We start from the raw sequence: 17,186 nt of genomic DNA on the forward strand, positions 1-17,186 counted from the left end.
GGGTACTGTGAGTAATTTACTCGGTGTGATCAAGGCGATAATAGGCCAGGTTTATGTAGTAGAAGCAGATGGCTCGCAGCGTCTCTTGAAAGAAGGTGACCGAATCTACAGTGGCGAAGAAATTGTCACTGGCGCCAGCGGCGCGGTAAGTGTGGCTCTGCCAGACGGTAAAACACTCGATCTCGGGCGTAATAGCCACTGGACTGAACACGGCTTAAACGCGGTGAATAATGTGGAGCATGACACGCAAGATGTCGCATCCATACAGAAGGCAATCGCCGACGGTACCGACCCGACGCAAGCCTTAGAAGCGACCGCAGCGGGCAATGAACCCCCTGTGCAGATTGAAGGCGGCGGCGGCGGTCACACCCTGGTCCAACTGGACTTAACCGGGCAAATCATCGACCCAACAGCCGGTTTCAACACGCAAGGTATCGGCGCACCGACCTGGGCACTAAACCTCCCCGAGAATGGTTTAGACGACGGCGGCTCCCCGCCTGTACTTCCCCCGCTGGTTAACATTGACGATTTTGCCGGTAACGATGGCTTCATTAACAAAGAAGAAATAAGCCACGCCAACGTCAGCGGTACCAGTAACCAAAATCACGTCACGCTGGTCTTCACCGATAGCCAAAAAAACACAATCACCGTCGATGTCCCTGTCGCTAACGGACACTGGACCATCCAGCCTGATTTAAGCGGCCTTGTAGACGGTGAAATTACCGTGGTTGCCACCGCCACTGATGTTTCCGGGCGCACCGCGCAAAGCACCGCCGATGCACTGATTGACACTGTCGATCTGCACGACACTATCACCATTGATGACGTCACCGCTGATAACGTGATTAACATCGCCGAATCTCATCAAGAGAAAACCTCCGTTCACGGCTCTGTCGGCGGCGATGCCAGACTCGGCGATAAAATTACGCTGACGGTGAACGGGCACGAATACAACGGTGAGGTTATTGACCTGGGTAATGGCGCATTGGGTTACCGGATTGACGTTTCTACTCAAGGGTTGCTGGCCGATCCCAATATTCACGCGACGGTGACTTCAACGGATGAAGCGGGGAACACCACTCAGGCTGCTTCCGATCACCACGTTGATATCGATTTGGATATTCATAACTCGGTCACTATCGGGACTGTGGCTAGCGATGACGTGGTGAATGCCATCGAATCCCGTATGCCAACGATGATTACCGGCGTAGTGGGTGGCGATGCGCAGGCGGGCGACCCGATTACGGTGACGGTCAATGGCCGTGATTACCACGGAGTTGTGGTCAGTGAAAACGGTCAATTGCGTTATAACGTCCCCGTACCGACCAACCAGCTTAACGAAGGAAATAATGACGTTAAGGTTGAGGTGGTCAGCCACGACGCGGCGGGTAACGAAGCGATTGCGGTCGAGCACCACAATGTCACGCTTGATACCCTAGCGCAAAACGCGCTGACGATTGAAACCGTGGCGGGCGACAACGTGGTGAATGCCGCCGAGTCCCGTATGCCGACCCTGATCTCCGGTGTGGTGAGCGGGGATGCGCAGGCGGGCGACCATGTGGTGGTCACAGTCAACGGCCATGAATACCGTGGCGATGTGGTGACCGACGAAAACGGCCAGCTGCGTTATGAAGTGCCGGTGCCGACGAATGCCCTGAACGAAGGCAACAACGATGTGCAGGTGATGGTCAGCGGCGTCGATGCTGCCGGTAACACGGCGATTGCGGTGGAGCATAAAAATGTGGTCCTCGACACCCATGCCGAAAACCATGTGATCGTCCAGACCGTGGCCGGTGACAACGTGGTAAACGCCGCCGAGTCCCGTATGCCGACCATGATTTCTGGTGTAGTCAGCGGGGATGCGCAGGCGGGCGACCATGTGGTGGTCACAGTCAACGGCCATGAATTCCGTGGCGACGTGGTGACCGATGAAAACGGCCAGTTGCGCTACGAAGTGCCGGTCCCGACGGCGGCGCTCAACGAAGGCAACAACGACGTGCAGGTGATGGTCACCGGTGTCGATGCCGCCGGGAACACCGCGATTGCGGTGGAGCATAAAAATGTGGTGCTCGACACCCATGCCGAAAACCACGTGATCGTCCAGACCGTGGCCGGTGACAACGTGGTCAATGCTGCCGAGTCACGGATGCCGACCCTGATTTCTGGCGTGGTGAGCGGGGATGCGCAGGCGGGCGATAAAGTCGTCGTCAGCGTTAACGGTCATGAATTCCGTGGCGACGTGGTGACCGACGAAAACGGCCAGTTGCGCTACGAAGTGCCGGTGCCGACGGCGGCGCTCAACGAAGGCAACAACGATGTGCAGGTGATGGTCACGGGCGTCGATGCTTCGGGCAACACCGCGATTGCGGTGGAGCATAAAAATGTGGTCCTCGACACCCATGCCGAAAACCACGTGATCGTCCAGACCGTGGCCGGTGACAACGTGGTCAATGCCGCCGAGTCCCGGATGCCAACCCTGATCTCCGGCGTGGTGAGCGGGGATGCGCAGGCGGGTGATAAAGTCGTCGTCAGCGTTAACGGCCATGAATACCGTGGCGATGTGGTGACCGACGAAAACGGCCAGCTGCGCTACGAAGTGCCGGTCCCGACGGCGGCGCTCAACGAAGGCAACAACGATGTGCAGGTGATGGTCACCGGTGTCGATGCGTCCGGGAACACCGCCATCGTGGTCGAGCATAAAAATGTGGTGCTCGACACCCACGCCGAAAATCATGTGATCGTCCAGACCGTGGCCGGTGACAACGTGGTCAATGCCGCCGAGTCCCGTATGCCGACCATGATTTCTGGTGTAGTCAGCGGGGATGCGCAGGCGGGCGACCATGTGGTGGTCACAGTCAACGGCCATGAATACCGTGGCGACGTGGTGACCGATGAAAACGGCCAGTTGCGTTACGAAGTGCCGGTGCCGACGGCGGCGCTGAACGAAGGCAACAATGACGTGCAGGTGATGGTCACCGGCGTCGATGCCGCCGGGAACACGGCGATTGTGGTGGAGCATAAAAATGTGGTCCTCGACACCCATGCCGAAAACCACGTGATCGTCCAGACCGTGGCCGGTGACAATGTGGTGAATGCCGCCGAATCCCTTATGCCAACCCTGATTTCTGGTGTAGTCAGCGGGGATGCCCAGGCGGGTGATAAAGTCGTCGTCAGTGTTAACGGCCATGAATACCGTGGCGATGTGGTCACCGATGAAAACGGCCAGTTGCGCTACGAAGTGCCGGTCCCGACGGCGGCGCTCAACGAAGGCAACAACGATGTGCAGGTGATGGTCACCGGTGTCGATGCGTCCGGGAACACCGCCATCGTGGTCGAGCATAAAAATGTGGTGCTCGACACCCACGCCGAAAACCATGTGATCGTCCAGACCGTGGCCGGTGACAATGTGGTGAATGCCATTGAATCCCGGATGCCGACCCTGATCTCCGGTGTGGTGAGCGGGGATGCGCAGGCGGGCGATAAAGTCGTCGTCAGCGTCAACGGCCATGAATACCGTGGCGATGTGGTGACCGACGAAAACGGTCAGCTGCGCTACGAAGTGCCGGTGCCGACGGCGGCGCTGAACGAAGGCAACAACGATGTGCAGGTGATGGTCACCGGCGTCGATGCCGCCGGGAACACCGCCATTGTGGTGGAGCATAAAAATGTGGTGCTCGACACCCATGCCGATGCCACTATCACCATTGACGCCGTCACCAAAGATAACGTCCTGAATCACGATGAGCTGGCGGCTAAAACCCAGTTTATCCACGGTGTTGTGGATGGCGATGCGAAACTTCACGACCGTGTGGATATAGAAATTAAAGGTAATCATTTCAAAGGCGAAGTGATTGATCTTGGCAACGGGAAGCTGGGTTACAACATTGCGGTCGATCCGCGCGTCTTCAGCAATAACAAAGGTGAAGTGGACGGTACGGTCAATGTGCACGCCACCATTACCTCTCATGATGATGCGGGCAATGAAGTGATCGCGACTCAGGATCACACGGTTAAAATCGATAACCACGCCAATGCCACACTCACCATTGATGATGTCACCAAAGATAACGTTCTTAACCACGACGAATTGAATGCCGAGAAGCAGTTTGTTCACGGTAACGTTGGCGGCGACGCGCGTGTGGGTGATGTGGTTGATCTTGAGATTCGCGGCAATCATTTTACCGGCAGTGTCGTTGATTTCGGCAACGGCAACTTAGGCTACAACATCGAAGTGGACCCCGCGGCGTTTAGCCGCAACAAAGGTGAAATTGACGGCGACGTAAACATTCACGCCACCATAAAATCTCACGATGGCGCGGGTAACGTAGTGGTGCAGACCGCTGACCATTTAGTGCACATCGACAACCACGCCAATGCCACCATCTCCATTGACGCCGTCACCAAAGATAATGTCCTAAATCACGATGAGCTGGCGGCTAAAACCCAGTTTATTCACGGTGTTGTGGATGGCGATGCAAAACTTCACGACCGTGTGGATATAGAAATTAAAGGCAATCATTTCAAAGGTGAAGTGATTGATCTTGGCAACGGGAAACTGGGCTATAACATCCCGGTCAATCCGCGTGTCTTCAGCAACAACAAAGGTGAAGTGGACGGTACGGTCAATGTGCACGCCACCATTACCTCTCATGATGATGCGGGCAACGAAGTGATCGCGACTCAGGATCACCTGGTTAAGATCGACAACCACGCCAATGCCACTATTACTATCGGTGACGTCACACAAGATAACGTCCTCAACCACAGCGAACTGACTGCGCCGACGCAGATGGTAAGCGGCACGGTGGGTGGCGATGCTAAAGCGGGTGATGTGGTTGTTATCGAAGTGAGAGGACATCAGTTCACAGGCGAAGTGGTGGCTGAGGGCAAAGGGTTCGCCTACCACATTGAAGTGGATTCCGGGTTGTTCAGCAATAACCAGGGTGAAGTGGATGACAAAGTTCATATCCTCGCGACGGTGAAATCTCATGATGTTGCGGGCAACGTTGTTGTTCAGACTACGGAACACACGGTTTATATCGATAACCACGCCAACGCGACCATCACCGTTGACAGTGTGACCGACGATAACACCCTCAATCACACTGAGCTTGAACATCAAACGCAGACCATTACAGGCACTGTAGGCGGCGATGCTAAACCTAATGATGAGGTCATCCTCACCATTAACGGTAATCAACACAAAGGGGTTGTGGTTGAAACTCCGGATGGCCATCTTGTTTACAGCGTGGATGTTCCGACTGCTGAATTCGGTAACAACCAGAGTGAAGTGAATGCCGATAAACCTTTCACTGTTCAGGTTACATCTCATGACAAAGCGGGTAACGAAGTTGTCGTGACGACAGATCACAGGGTTCATCTTGATAACCATGCTGAAAATAGCGTGATTATCAAAACCGTGGCTGGCGACAACGTGGTTAACAATGCTGAACATCAGCACGATACAGACATCACAGGCCAGGTGAGCGGCAAAGATGCCAAACCGGGTGACGTAGTGGAAGTGACCGTGCACGGTAATAGCTACTTTGGTACCGTGTTTGAAGGAGCCGGAGGCCGCCTGTTATACAACGTTTCGGTCCCGCGTGACGCACTTAATGATGGTCATAACGACGTTCAGGTGAAGATTTCCAGCTACGACAAAGCAGGTAATGAAGCGTTAGCCATCGCACACCAAAACGTTGAGGTGGACACCGCAGCTCACGCCAGTATTACCATTGAAAATGTCACAAAAGATAACGTCCTGAACCACAGTGAACTGGATGCTGACCAACAATGGATCCACGGCAAAGTCGGCCTGGATGCACGCCCGGGCGATGTGGTTGATATCCAGATTGGGACTCAGCATGTCTACGGCGAAGTCGTTACTTTTGACGACAATTCACTTGGTTATCGTATCCCGGTGGAACCATCGCTATTCAGCGATAACAAAGGTGAAGTGGATGGAAGTGTCACTTTCCATGTGAGTGTGACCTCTCATGATAAAGCCGGTAACGTCGTGACGGTTACCGAAAAACATACTGTTGATCTCGATAATCATGCCAATGCGGCTATCGAGATTAATGATGTTACAGATCAGAATGTGCTGAACCATAGCGAGCTGAACAACGCAGTACAAACCATTACCGGTGAAGTTCACGGTGATGCCAGGGAAGGGGACAAGGTCACGCTTAACGTAGATGGCCACCCATACTTAGGCAGAGTCGTACAAATAGGCCCAAACCAGTTGGGTTATCGCATTGATGTGAAGTCATCTGATTTCAGCACCAATGATAAAGAAGTGGATAAGGATGTGAAAATCACCGTTAAGGTGGACTCGCACGACATTCATGGTAACCCGGTGACTGCGCACTACGACCACACGGTGGCTGTCGATAACCACGCGAATGCGAATCTGACCATTGAAGACATTACCAATGACAATCTCCTGAACCACAAAGAACTGACTGATCCAACTCAGATGGTCAGTGGTATCGCGGGTGGCGATGCTAAGCCGGGTGATCATGTGATTGTTACCGTCAACGGAGTCGATTATCCGGGGACCGTTGGTAACGATATGAGCTACCACATTCCCGTTCCGTCTTCGCAGTTCAATGATAACAAGCATCATGTCGATGGGGATCTCAAGTTTACTGCGAAGATTACTTCCCATGATATTCATGGAAACGAGGTTATCGTCACCACCGAACACACGGTTCATATTGATAACTTTGCCGTCAACGATTTCACCATCGAAACGGTGTCGGGCGAAGACTGGGTCAGCCATGCTGAATCCCTGAAAAATACCATTATTCGTGGTGCAGTTACGGGTGATGATGCGAAACCAGGCGACATTGTAAAAGTCACCGTGTCGGGTGTTGATGCTAACGGCAAGCCTGTTCACCATGATTATCCAGGCACGGTGCACGTTGATTCAAACGGCAATCTTTTTTACTCCGTGCCGGTGCCACCGGGCGGACTGTATGAAGGCCTGGACACCGTTACAGTCCATATCACCAGCCATGATTTGCACGGTAATAGCATCACAACGACACATACCCATGACATTGCGGTTGATACCCACGCAGACGCCACAATTCATATCGATAACGTCACTGTAGATAACGTGCTCAATCACGATGAGTTGACGCCGCCGAAAGTAACCATCACCGGCGTAGTTGATGGTGATGCCAAAGTTGGCGACCACGTTGTTATCGAAGTGAATTCCTATAAATACCCAGGCGAGGTTGTTGACTTGGGTAACGGTCATTTAGGTTTCCGCATCGACGTTGATAATTACGCTATCAGCGACAATCAAGGCAAAATTGACACTGATGTGACATTCAAAGCCTCTGTGACGTCGTTCGATGAACTTCACAACAAAATCACGGCGACCACCGAGCACACCGCCCACATTGATAACCACGCCGATGGCATTATCACTGTGGGGCAGGTGACTGGCGATAACATCATTAACCACCACGAATCACGAGAGCACGCCACTAAAGTCACCGGCACCGTGAGCGGCACGACGAGCGGTGAGATTAACGAAGGCGATAAAGTCACCATTACCGTTAATGATCACTCATATGAAACTACCGTTATCAAGCTGCCTTATCAGCATGGCGCTTTAGGCTATAGCGTAGATGTATTGACCAAAGATCTGCTGGCCGACCTGGACCCGATTGCCCATGTTGTGGCGCACGACGCCGCCGGTAACGCAGATCATATCGACATCACTCACCATATCGATATTGATCTGGAAGCGACGGCGAGCATCACTATCGATCCTGTCTCCGGCGACGATATGATCAATGGTGTAGAGTCGGATCAAGAATTCACCACGGTTTCAGGCACCGTCGGCGGCGACGCGAAAGAAGGTGACGTTGTTCACCTGGTGATTAATGGCAATGAGTTGACGGCGGAAGTCACCAAAGATTCTCAGGGCAACCTGCTCTGGCACAAACAGGTCAGCACCCACGACCTGATGGTCGATCCTCACTTTACGGCAAGCGTGATCGCCACCGATAACGCCAATAACACGGCAACCGCTGAAGCAGACCGGACTGTTGTTGTTGATCTGAAAGTTGAAGCTGTCATTTCCGTTGATTCGGTGACGCCTGATGACGCCCTGAACGCCGATGAACTCAAGCAGGGGCATACTCTGGTTAGTGGCACGGTTATAGGGGAAATGCATGCAGGCGACCCTCTGACGTTAACCATCAATGGCCAGGACTATCATGGTTTTGTAGAAGATCAGGGTAACGGAAAGATGGGGTACCATATTTCTGTCAGCACGGCTGATCTTCAGGCTAATCCGCATATTCATGCCAGCATCAACGTCACGGACCAGGCGCAAAACAGCACCGTTGCCACCGCAGATCACACCGTTATTATTGACGATCACGCCATTGCATCAGTGACGATCAACGTGGTGTCTGGTGACGATATCCTCAATCACCTTGATCAAAAACACCCAACTACCACCATTAACGGCACCGTCGGTGGCGATGTTCAGAAAGACGATATCGTCCATGTGTGGGTCAATGGGGTTGATTACCCGGCGACGGTAGAACCACAGGCATATCTCAATGGTGGCCTGGGTTATTCCGTTGACGTAAGAACCGACGGGCTGTTAGCCAATCCATATATTCATGCCACCGTCACGGCTGTCGATCCGCATGGCAACAGCGTTTCGGTTTACGCGTCTCACGAAGTTTCCAGAGATGACGGTGCGCAGGCCACCATCAGTATTAATCCAGTCACTGCTGACAACTGGATTAACAATGATGAAGCTCACCTGGATCACACCACTATTACTGGAAAAGTCACCGGCGATGTGCATATCGGTGACACTGTTGACCTTGAGGTCAACAATCAACACTACTACGGAAAAGTTGTTTCTGAAGGCAACGGCCACGACCTGGGCTACAGCATTGATGTCAGCACCACAGATCTGCTTTCCGGCGGCGATAAACCTATCCTTCATGCATCAGTAACCGGTTACGATGCGGCGGGAAATACCGTGCTGGCAACGGCCGATCACGCCGTGGGTATTGATACACGGGCCGAGGCAACGATTGATATCACTCCAGGGTCAGTCCATATAAATGGTAGTCACGATTTCTGGCTCATTTCTGGAAACGTGGGCGGAGATGCGAAAGAAGGGGATGTCGTCACCATTACCGTCGGCGGTAAAACCGTCGAAACGACCGTGCAGAAATTCTCTGACGGACATTTGGGTTATAACGCCGATCGCACAACCGATCCTGTGACCGGGCAGTTGTCGTTCATCAATCCGGATGATGTTGGCCCAAATTCAGATATTGTCGTGAAGATCACCACTACCGATCCATACGGTAATATTGAAACCGCAACCGACCATATAGGCGTTCATGGGACGGGTCATCCAACTGATAATAATACCGGCGGGACGACCACTCCGCATTACGATCCTCCACATGCCGAAATCACCATCAGCCCGGTTGCGGGTAATGATGTGATCAATAAAGTCGAATCAGAAAACGATACTACGACGATTCGTGGAACCATAACGGGTGATGTTCAGGCGGGCGAGTACGTTACGCTGCATATCGGCGATCAGGATATTCCGGTTAAGATTGTTGAGCGTCCGAATCTGCCTGGTGAGTTGGGTTATGAGATTGAAGTTGATACCAAATATCTGATGGCTCACCCTGATATTTCGGTCACTGCCACCGCACATAATGGCGCAGGTGACACAGCAGATACCAGTGCGCAAAAAACAGTGCATGTGGATACGAATGCCACTGCCGAAATTCACCTCGATAACATTGCTGGCGACGACGTCATCAATATTCTGGAGTCACAGTCCGGGAAGACCACCGTCAGCGGCATCGTCAAAGGTGATGGTATTCATGACGGCAGTAATGTCACCATCATGGTGAATGGAAATCCTGTTACCACCCAAGTGTTTACCGATTCCAAAGGTGTGATGCGTTTTAGCAAAGACGTCAGCGTTGACGATCTGCGCCATACCCCGACCATCACGGTGAGCGTGACCGGGCAAGACGATCAGGGGAATACATTTACGGCAACGGACGGTAAAACGATTACCGTTGATACGGACATTAGCGCCCATATCACTATCGACAAAGTCACTGGCGATAACATTCTTAATCTTCATGAAACTCAGCAGGCTACAACCACCATCACTGGCCATGTTTCCGGTGATGTGAAGCCAGGTGAGCATGTCACGGTGACCGTTAATGGGCAGGTTTATCAAAACGTCGAGATTGGTCAAGACCTGAAATACTCGGTTGATGTCAAAACCAGCGACTTGCAGCTTGGCAACGAGATTAAGGCAGAAGTCACCGGTCATGATGATCACGCAAACACCACGACTGGTTACGCCACTGAACACTATTCGACGGATATTTCCGCTGCCGCAACCATTACCGCTAACACTGTTTCCGGCGACAATATCCTTTCGGCTAAAGATCTTGGCGCAAATAAAACTGAGATCAGCGGCACGGTGGGTGGTGACGCCGCTCCTGGCGATAAAGTTACGGTCACGCTCCATGGCGTCTCAGAAACTGCCGATGTAGTCGTTGATCAACTCACCGGCAAGCTGGTTTACACGCTGGAAGTGGACACCGACAATTTAAAAGCTGAATTAGAATCCCAGAATACAGACAAGCCAGAAATCGTCGTTACGGTCACCGGCCAGGATGATGCGGGAAATGATTTCAGGCAGGATGTGCATAAAACAATCACCATTGACGATCACGCGAACGTCACGCTGACCTTCGATAAAGTTGCCGGTGATAACATCCTCAACATCGACGAAAGCAATAAGTCGACCACTCAGATTAGCGGCACGGTAACGGGCGATGTGAAAGAGGGAGGCAGTGTCATTCTCACCGTCAATGGCAACGAATTGCCAGCGACGCTGCACAGCGATGGGCACGGTGCCTTCACCTTTAAACTGGATGTCCCGACTTCCGATCTGCTTGCCGATCAGACGATTACCTATAAAGTGACCGGCGTCGATGCTGTCGGCAACACCTTAACCGTCACCGAAACTAACACCATTACCATCGACCACGATGCAGCAAACACGGTTAAAATTGATACTGTTGCTGGTGATGATCGAGTGAATATCAATGAATCCCACAATGCCAATACTATTGTGCATGGCGTCATTACGGGTGATGTTGTCAACGGCAAGATAACCATCGATTTGAACGGCACGAATATCACTGTTGATATTAAAGACGTTGTCGTCGCTGATGACGGTGTGCATAAGACTTTTGCTATTCCGGTTTCAACCGATGCGTTAATTGAAGGCGATAACACGGTCACTATCACCATCAATGGGGAAGACAACGCTGGCAACCCTGCAACCTCCACTGATACTCATCACATTAAGCTCGATACCACAATTGATGCGTCGATTAATATCGACCCAGTGGCGGTAGGAAATGTGGTTAACGGCAAGGCACCCGCGCAAATTCATATTACAGGAACGGTTGATGGGGACGCTCGTGATGGTGACATCGTGACGCTGAACGTTAACAACCATGAAATCCGGACCAAAGTTGTCCCCGTTGGCGACCATCTTGGTTACGACGTTCGGATGGATAAAACCTGGCTGCATGAAGGTGACAACAACGTCACCGTCAATGTGCAGGTAACCGATGATGCTGGAAATAGACTGATACCTGCGTATAACCAGGTTGTTACGCTGGACTCCCATGCTGATGCGACGATTACCGTCAATTCGCTGACAGCTGATAACACGATTAATGCGCTCGAATCGAAACGTATTTCTGTGACGGGCCAGGTTGATGGAGATGCGAAAGCGGGCGATACGGTGACATTGGAAGTTAATGGTCATACCGCGACGACTCAAGTAAAAATGATGGGTAACCATCTTGGCTATGAGTTTGATGTTAAAAAGGATTGGGTGCAGGAAGGCCACAACGATCTGAGTGTAAGCGTCAGCGTTACTGATAACGCAGGTAACCACTTAACGACTCCACCAGTCATCCATCCGGTTTACGTTGATACAAAAATTGATGCGGCGATCGCCCTCGAACCAGTCACGCCAAATCACGTGATCAATGCCAGCGCGCCTGAGACTATTTCTGTCACCGGCCAGGTGGGTGGTGATGTGAAAGCGGGTGATCATGTGGAATTTGAAATCAATCACCACACCTTCTCTGCTGATGTTGAATTGCTCAATGGCCAGTTAGTTTATAAGACTGATATTGAGAAAAAATGGTTGAACGACGGTGACAATATCCTGAAAGCCAAGGTGACCACTCAGGATCATGCAGGGAATGTCATCACTAAAGAGACCACCCAGCATATCCAGTTGGACACCCATGCCGATGCCAAAATCACTATCGATAAAGTGACAGGTGATAACCATATCAACCAGGAAGAAGCTCGTCACCATCTGACTCATATCACCGGCCAGATTGACAGTGCCGATGTGCATGACAATGAACATATCAATGTCACCATCAACCACAAACATTATGACGTGGTACTGCACGAAGAAAATGGCCATCTGACATATGACGTTCCGGTTAATACCCATGAACTGAATGTCGGTAAAAATAACGTGGCTGTTTCAGTGATTGCTCACGACGATCATGGCAACACCAACGTTATCCATCAAAAGTCAGATTTCACAATGGATGATCCATCCCATCGTGGTAAGCATGACGTTGATACTTCGGGCAAAGTGCATCATGCAGCGCACGGGCACGACCACGGCTTAAGTAATCTGTTCGATGACAGCAATGATTCGCTTTCTTTCAATCTGAATCATGATGCCAAAGCTCATTCGGGCCGGGACGACGCTAAAGTCTTTACCGGAAAAGATGACAGCAACGAAGCGAAACACGATCTCAGCAGCCTGGCGAAAGAGCTGCACGAGAACCCGGACATTACGCACCACATCAGAGGTGGTGATGATCACGGGCAAGGGAAAGGCCTGGCGTCCGCAGCGACACATTTACCGGGTGCTCCGCACGCGGGTGACGCTGGAACGATGCACGACTCAGGTGGTTCATCGCACTACTCGCTGGATCACTTAATCGCCAAGCCAGAACATTACTCACACTAAATGATAATCACCGCCCTTCACCGGGCGGTGATTTCACATGCCGTACTGGCAATAAAAGAAAGGTACTGGAAATGTATTACGTTCAACGTAATGAAGAAGGGCAACTGACACGTGTTGAGAACGAGCCGTTTACCGGAATGACAGGTGAAGTCTTCACGCAGACGCCTGAAATCACCGCCTGGAATAACGCCCGCAACGTGGTGGATGAAAGTCTGCAACATAAAGAATTGCTGCAACGCAGTGACCTGGAAATGGTCCGCGTTCTGGACGACCTGATTTTCCTGCTGATTCAAAAAGGGGTGATTACGATCACTGACCTGCCGCCGATGGCGCAGGTGAAGCTGATGAATCGCGCGCAGGCGCGCCAGGGGTTGGGTGGGTTAGAGGATCTGCTTAATAGCGACGATCAGGGGATTTTTTAAATAGCCATCATATTTCGAGTTGTGTTGGCGGGGGCGCTACGCTTGCCCGCCCTACGCGCTGGGTTTCATAGGGTGGATAAGCGAAGCCTCATCCACCATTTTTTTACAGGTTAAAACGGTGCCGGTTCGCCGAGTAGCTGTCCCATCGCGCCATAAATCCCCACTTCTTGCAGCACGCGCAACTCCCCTTCGGTTTCAACACGCTCGGCTATCAGCGGCAGATCAATATTGTTGGTTGCGCTGTGTAACACGTCAATAAACAAGCGTTTATCGCTCTCAATATCAATGTGGCGGATATAGCTGGAATCAATTTTCAGGTACGCCAGGCCCCATTGCGACAGGTGCCCAATCATATCGAAGCGGCTACCGAAGTGTTGCAGGCCAAGGCGGCAGCCAAAATGATTCAGCGACTTGATAAACACTTCCATTTGTTCAGGTTCCGGCAGTTGGTTCTCGTCCAGCTCCAGAATTAAACGACCGGCAAGCTGCGGGTTCGTCTTCAGTGGGTTAAGCAACTGCTTGATAGTGGAGTCATTTGCCAGAGAACTTCCTGACAGACTGAGCGCCAGATAACCCGGATAGTTTTTCAACTGCTTCAACGTCAGACTCAACATCACCCGATCAAGGCGTTGGCTCCAGCCAAATCGGTGGATCCACGGCAGGAAACGACCGGCAGGAATGCTGTTGCCTTTTTCATCGACGATGCGCGACAGCACTTTGTAATGAATCACTTTTTGTATGTTTTTGCAGTCCACAACCGGCTGGAAGAATAACTGGAACTGCTCTTTGCTCAGTGCATTCTCAAGACGCATAAACCACAGATGCTGATCTTCATTGGCTGCATCAGTTTGAACCACAGGGAACAGGTTGGTCTGATGCGTGGTATGGGTTTCGGCTTCCATCAATGCGCGGTCGGCCTGAACAATCAGCGACTGCGGGGAATCCCCATAACTAAACGGCACCATTCCCGTATGCGCGACCGGGTTAATGTCAGACATGCCGGTTGCGTAGAAGGCGGCAAGTTGCTGACTAAGCGAGTTCTGCAAAGTCAGCATTTCATTGTGCGTCACGCCTGGGCAAAGCAGGGCGAATTCACCACCGCGAATGCGGGCAAGAATGCTGTCGGCATGGGCATGTTGGTTCTTCACAACATTCATCATATCGGCAACATGCTTCAGCAAGTTATCGGTATGCGGGCCGCCAAAACGTTGGTTCAGGCCACCGAGATCCTGAATGCGCAATAACAGCAAATAGCCAGATGCCGATTCTTCATCGCTTAAGCGGGTCTGCATTTGCAAGTCGAAAGCGCGACGGTTAGCGATACCGGTTTGGCTATCGAGATAGGCCTCATTGTGCAGACGTTCGCTGTGCTCGGCCTGATCTTCAAACAGTGACTTAAGTTTAGCGACCATCAGGTTCATGGCCTCCACAACGCGGCGCAACTCCGGCGTTTTCGGTAAATCGAGCTGAGTGAGATATTCGCGGCGGGTAATCGCCTGGGACTGTTTCACCATATAATTGAGCGGGCGTAACTGGCGGCGCAAAAGTGCGGCACCCGCCAGAATACAAACCGCGGAACAGGCCAGCATCCACAGCAGGTTTGCCAGCGTGCTTTCCCATAAGCGCTTGATAGCAAACACCGGGTTGCTCAGGACTTCGACGCGCGCCGCCTGCTGCCAGCCCCGCATAATCGTCGCTTCACCGGCTTGCGGTTTCACATTCACCAGGGCGACAAACCAGCCCGGCACTTCGGGAATCGACAACGACGCGCTGCGCTCAAGAATCGTTTTGCCGCTCGACTGATCGATGACACGGATGGCATCGTAGTAGCCGCTATCGAAAATTGAACTGACCATTAACTCGATCATCGCGGGATCGTCAACGTGTGGGGTGAGCGAAAGGCCCAATGCGGTCGCGGCATCCTGCGCGTGAGAAAGCAGTTGGTTATTGTATTGCTCCCGGGAACTTTCGAGATTCACAATAAAACTACCGCTGAAGATGATCAGCATAAATAGAAAGATAGCTATTAGAAGCTGTTTGAAAAGTGACACAGGTTTATCCTATTCATCAATCGGGAATCCTTCTTCCCGCATTTTTTTCAACACATCCTGCCATCGAGAAAGACGCTTACTATCCCCGACACGTTTATTATTCTGACTTCCTGGTAACCACAACCCGCTATCATTAAAGGAATAAACAGGCAATAAATCCGAGCGCTGTGTTGCAGGTAAAATGTTATCCGTCAGACTATCAAGAACGATGGGAATAGCCTCCGGTGACGAGTACCAGGTTAATACCATATGCGCCCGATTCAGACGTAATGCTTTAACGTAGGTAATACGTAACTTTTCTCCTGAAACACCTAAGTGACGTAATGTGAAATATTTAGCGAGCGCATAATCTTCGCAATCTGCTTCGCCTTTGCGCAGTGATTCTACGGGCGTTGCCCAATAATCAGTGCTATTCCAGATTTCAATATCTTCACGGTAATGCAATTGCTGGTTAAAAAAACGATTCACCGCATTTAATTGTGCGAGTTCAGTTTGGCTCCGTTGGTTCAATAACAGTTGCTGCCAGGCATTTATACGCAGCTCACCTTCCTTCGTTGCCGGGCCATAGAGTTGGTCGGCACGTTGTTGAATGGTCGTGAAATCCCAGGCTGCACGTAAAGAGCCTCCCGCCAATAGTAACAACAGCACACCAGAAAAAATCAGAGGCGCTAATAACCTGGTGCGAAAAAATAACCTGACTGAGTTCAATTACACATCCGAATAGAGCCAATAACTGTTTAGTTTCGCTGTAGGTTTTTCGGCATCACTTTTTGAGTCAGCCACTTGTGAGTCAACTGAGTATTGACGGGTGATTCAAAGATGCGCCCAAGTGTCTTATCTACAAAAGCAACAAACTGTGGGTCTTCCTTCCTCATCATAATGGCATATTTCATTTTTTCACCCACAACGTCCTGGGAAACAGAGAAATCTTCAGGATGCTCATTTTGATTGATAATAGGATACGCCAGGATGTCATCGAGAATGATCGCGGCAGTACGTTTTTGCGCCATCATATCAAATGCATCTTGCACAGTATCTGAAGTGATTATCGAGATACTCAGATGTTTCTCACGGTTCACTCGATTGAACTCTAACAAATCTTTAGAACCGCGCGGCACGCTGACGGTGCGGCCTTTTAAGTCTTCAAGCGTATGGATATTATTCTGGCGCAGCGAAATAATACGCATATGGGCGACAAAATAATCAACAGAGAAGGAGACGCTTTTCTTCCGCTCTGGCGCATCGGTGTTAACGCTGCAATCCAAATCTATTTTACCAGCGTTAAGTGAGTTCACGCGTTCGGTAAATAGAGTAGGAATGTAATGAACGGCGAGATTCTTTTTACCCAGAGAAATACGCAATTCATCAGCAATCATATTGCATAGGGAGATGGTGTACCCGGTCACTTTGCCATCCACATCCCGAAAAGAGAAAGGCTCAAGTTGACGATAACCAATGTTTAACGCATTACTTTCTTTAATATTATCAAGCGTGGCAGAAGTGCCATCGGCCCTGAGATAATTGGGAGCCATTATCAGAGGTAACAATGCCAACGCCCTCAGAATAACCTTGAGCCCGGTGTTAAATGACTTTTTCATG

General features: G+C 51.2%; 5 protein-coding genes. 2 read left to right on the top strand and 3 right to left on the bottom strand.

From position 1 onward, the window contains the following. Window positions 1-7 precede the first annotated feature (7 nt). Window positions 8-13,114, top strand: a complete 13,107-nt coding sequence (locus tag DY231_RS04250; RefSeq protein ID WP_115627397.1) for a retention module-containing protein — start codon at window positions 8-10, stop codon at window positions 13,112-13,114. Between the two features lie 71 nt (window positions 13,115-13,185). Continuing rightward, window positions 13,186-13,536, top strand: a complete 351-nt coding sequence (locus tag DY231_RS04255; RefSeq protein WP_034498144.1) for a hypothetical protein — start codon at window positions 13,186-13,188, stop codon at window positions 13,534-13,536. A 110-nt stretch (window positions 13,537-13,646) separates the two neighbouring features. On the opposite strand, the gene lapD is transcribed toward DY231_RS04255, so the two are convergent. The 3 genes from lapD to DY231_RS04270 all read right to left on the bottom strand — a co-directional run bounded on the left by lapD (window position 13,647) and on the right by DY231_RS04270 (window position 17,185). Beyond that, window positions 13,647-15,587: a cyclic di-GMP receptor LapD gene (lapD, locus tag DY231_RS04260; RefSeq protein WP_115627398.1), complete on the bottom strand. Its 1,941-nt coding sequence runs from the start codon at window positions 15,585-15,587 to the stop codon at window positions 13,647-13,649. Window positions 15,588-15,596: 9 nt separating this feature from the next. Continuing rightward, window positions 15,597-16,235, bottom strand: coding sequence for a cysteine protease LapG (lapG, locus tag DY231_RS04265; RefSeq protein ID WP_115627399.1), 639 nt, complete (start codon window positions 16,233-16,235; stop codon window positions 15,597-15,599). 89 nt (window positions 16,236-16,324) lie between these two features. Next, complete coding sequence (locus DY231_RS04270) at window positions 16,325-17,185, bottom strand: transporter substrate-binding domain-containing protein (RefSeq protein WP_115631761.1); 861 nt, start codon at window positions 17,183-17,185, stop codon at window positions 16,325-16,327. Window position 17,186: the final 1 nt, after the last annotated feature.

Source organism: Buttiauxella agrestis (assembly GCF_900446255.1).
GTDB lineage: Bacteria > Pseudomonadota > Gammaproteobacteria > Enterobacterales > Enterobacteriaceae > Buttiauxella > Buttiauxella agrestis.

Bases quoted from the DNA above. Each gene is read 5' to 3' on its own strand.
- DY231_RS04255 (WP_034498144.1), top strand. From the start codon at position 13,186: ATGTATTACGTTCAACGTAATGAAGAAGGGCAACTGACACGTGTTGAG.
- DY231_RS04270 (WP_115631761.1), bottom strand. From the start codon at position 17,185: ATGAAAAAGTCATTTAACACCGGGCTCAAGGTTATTCTGAGGGCGTTG.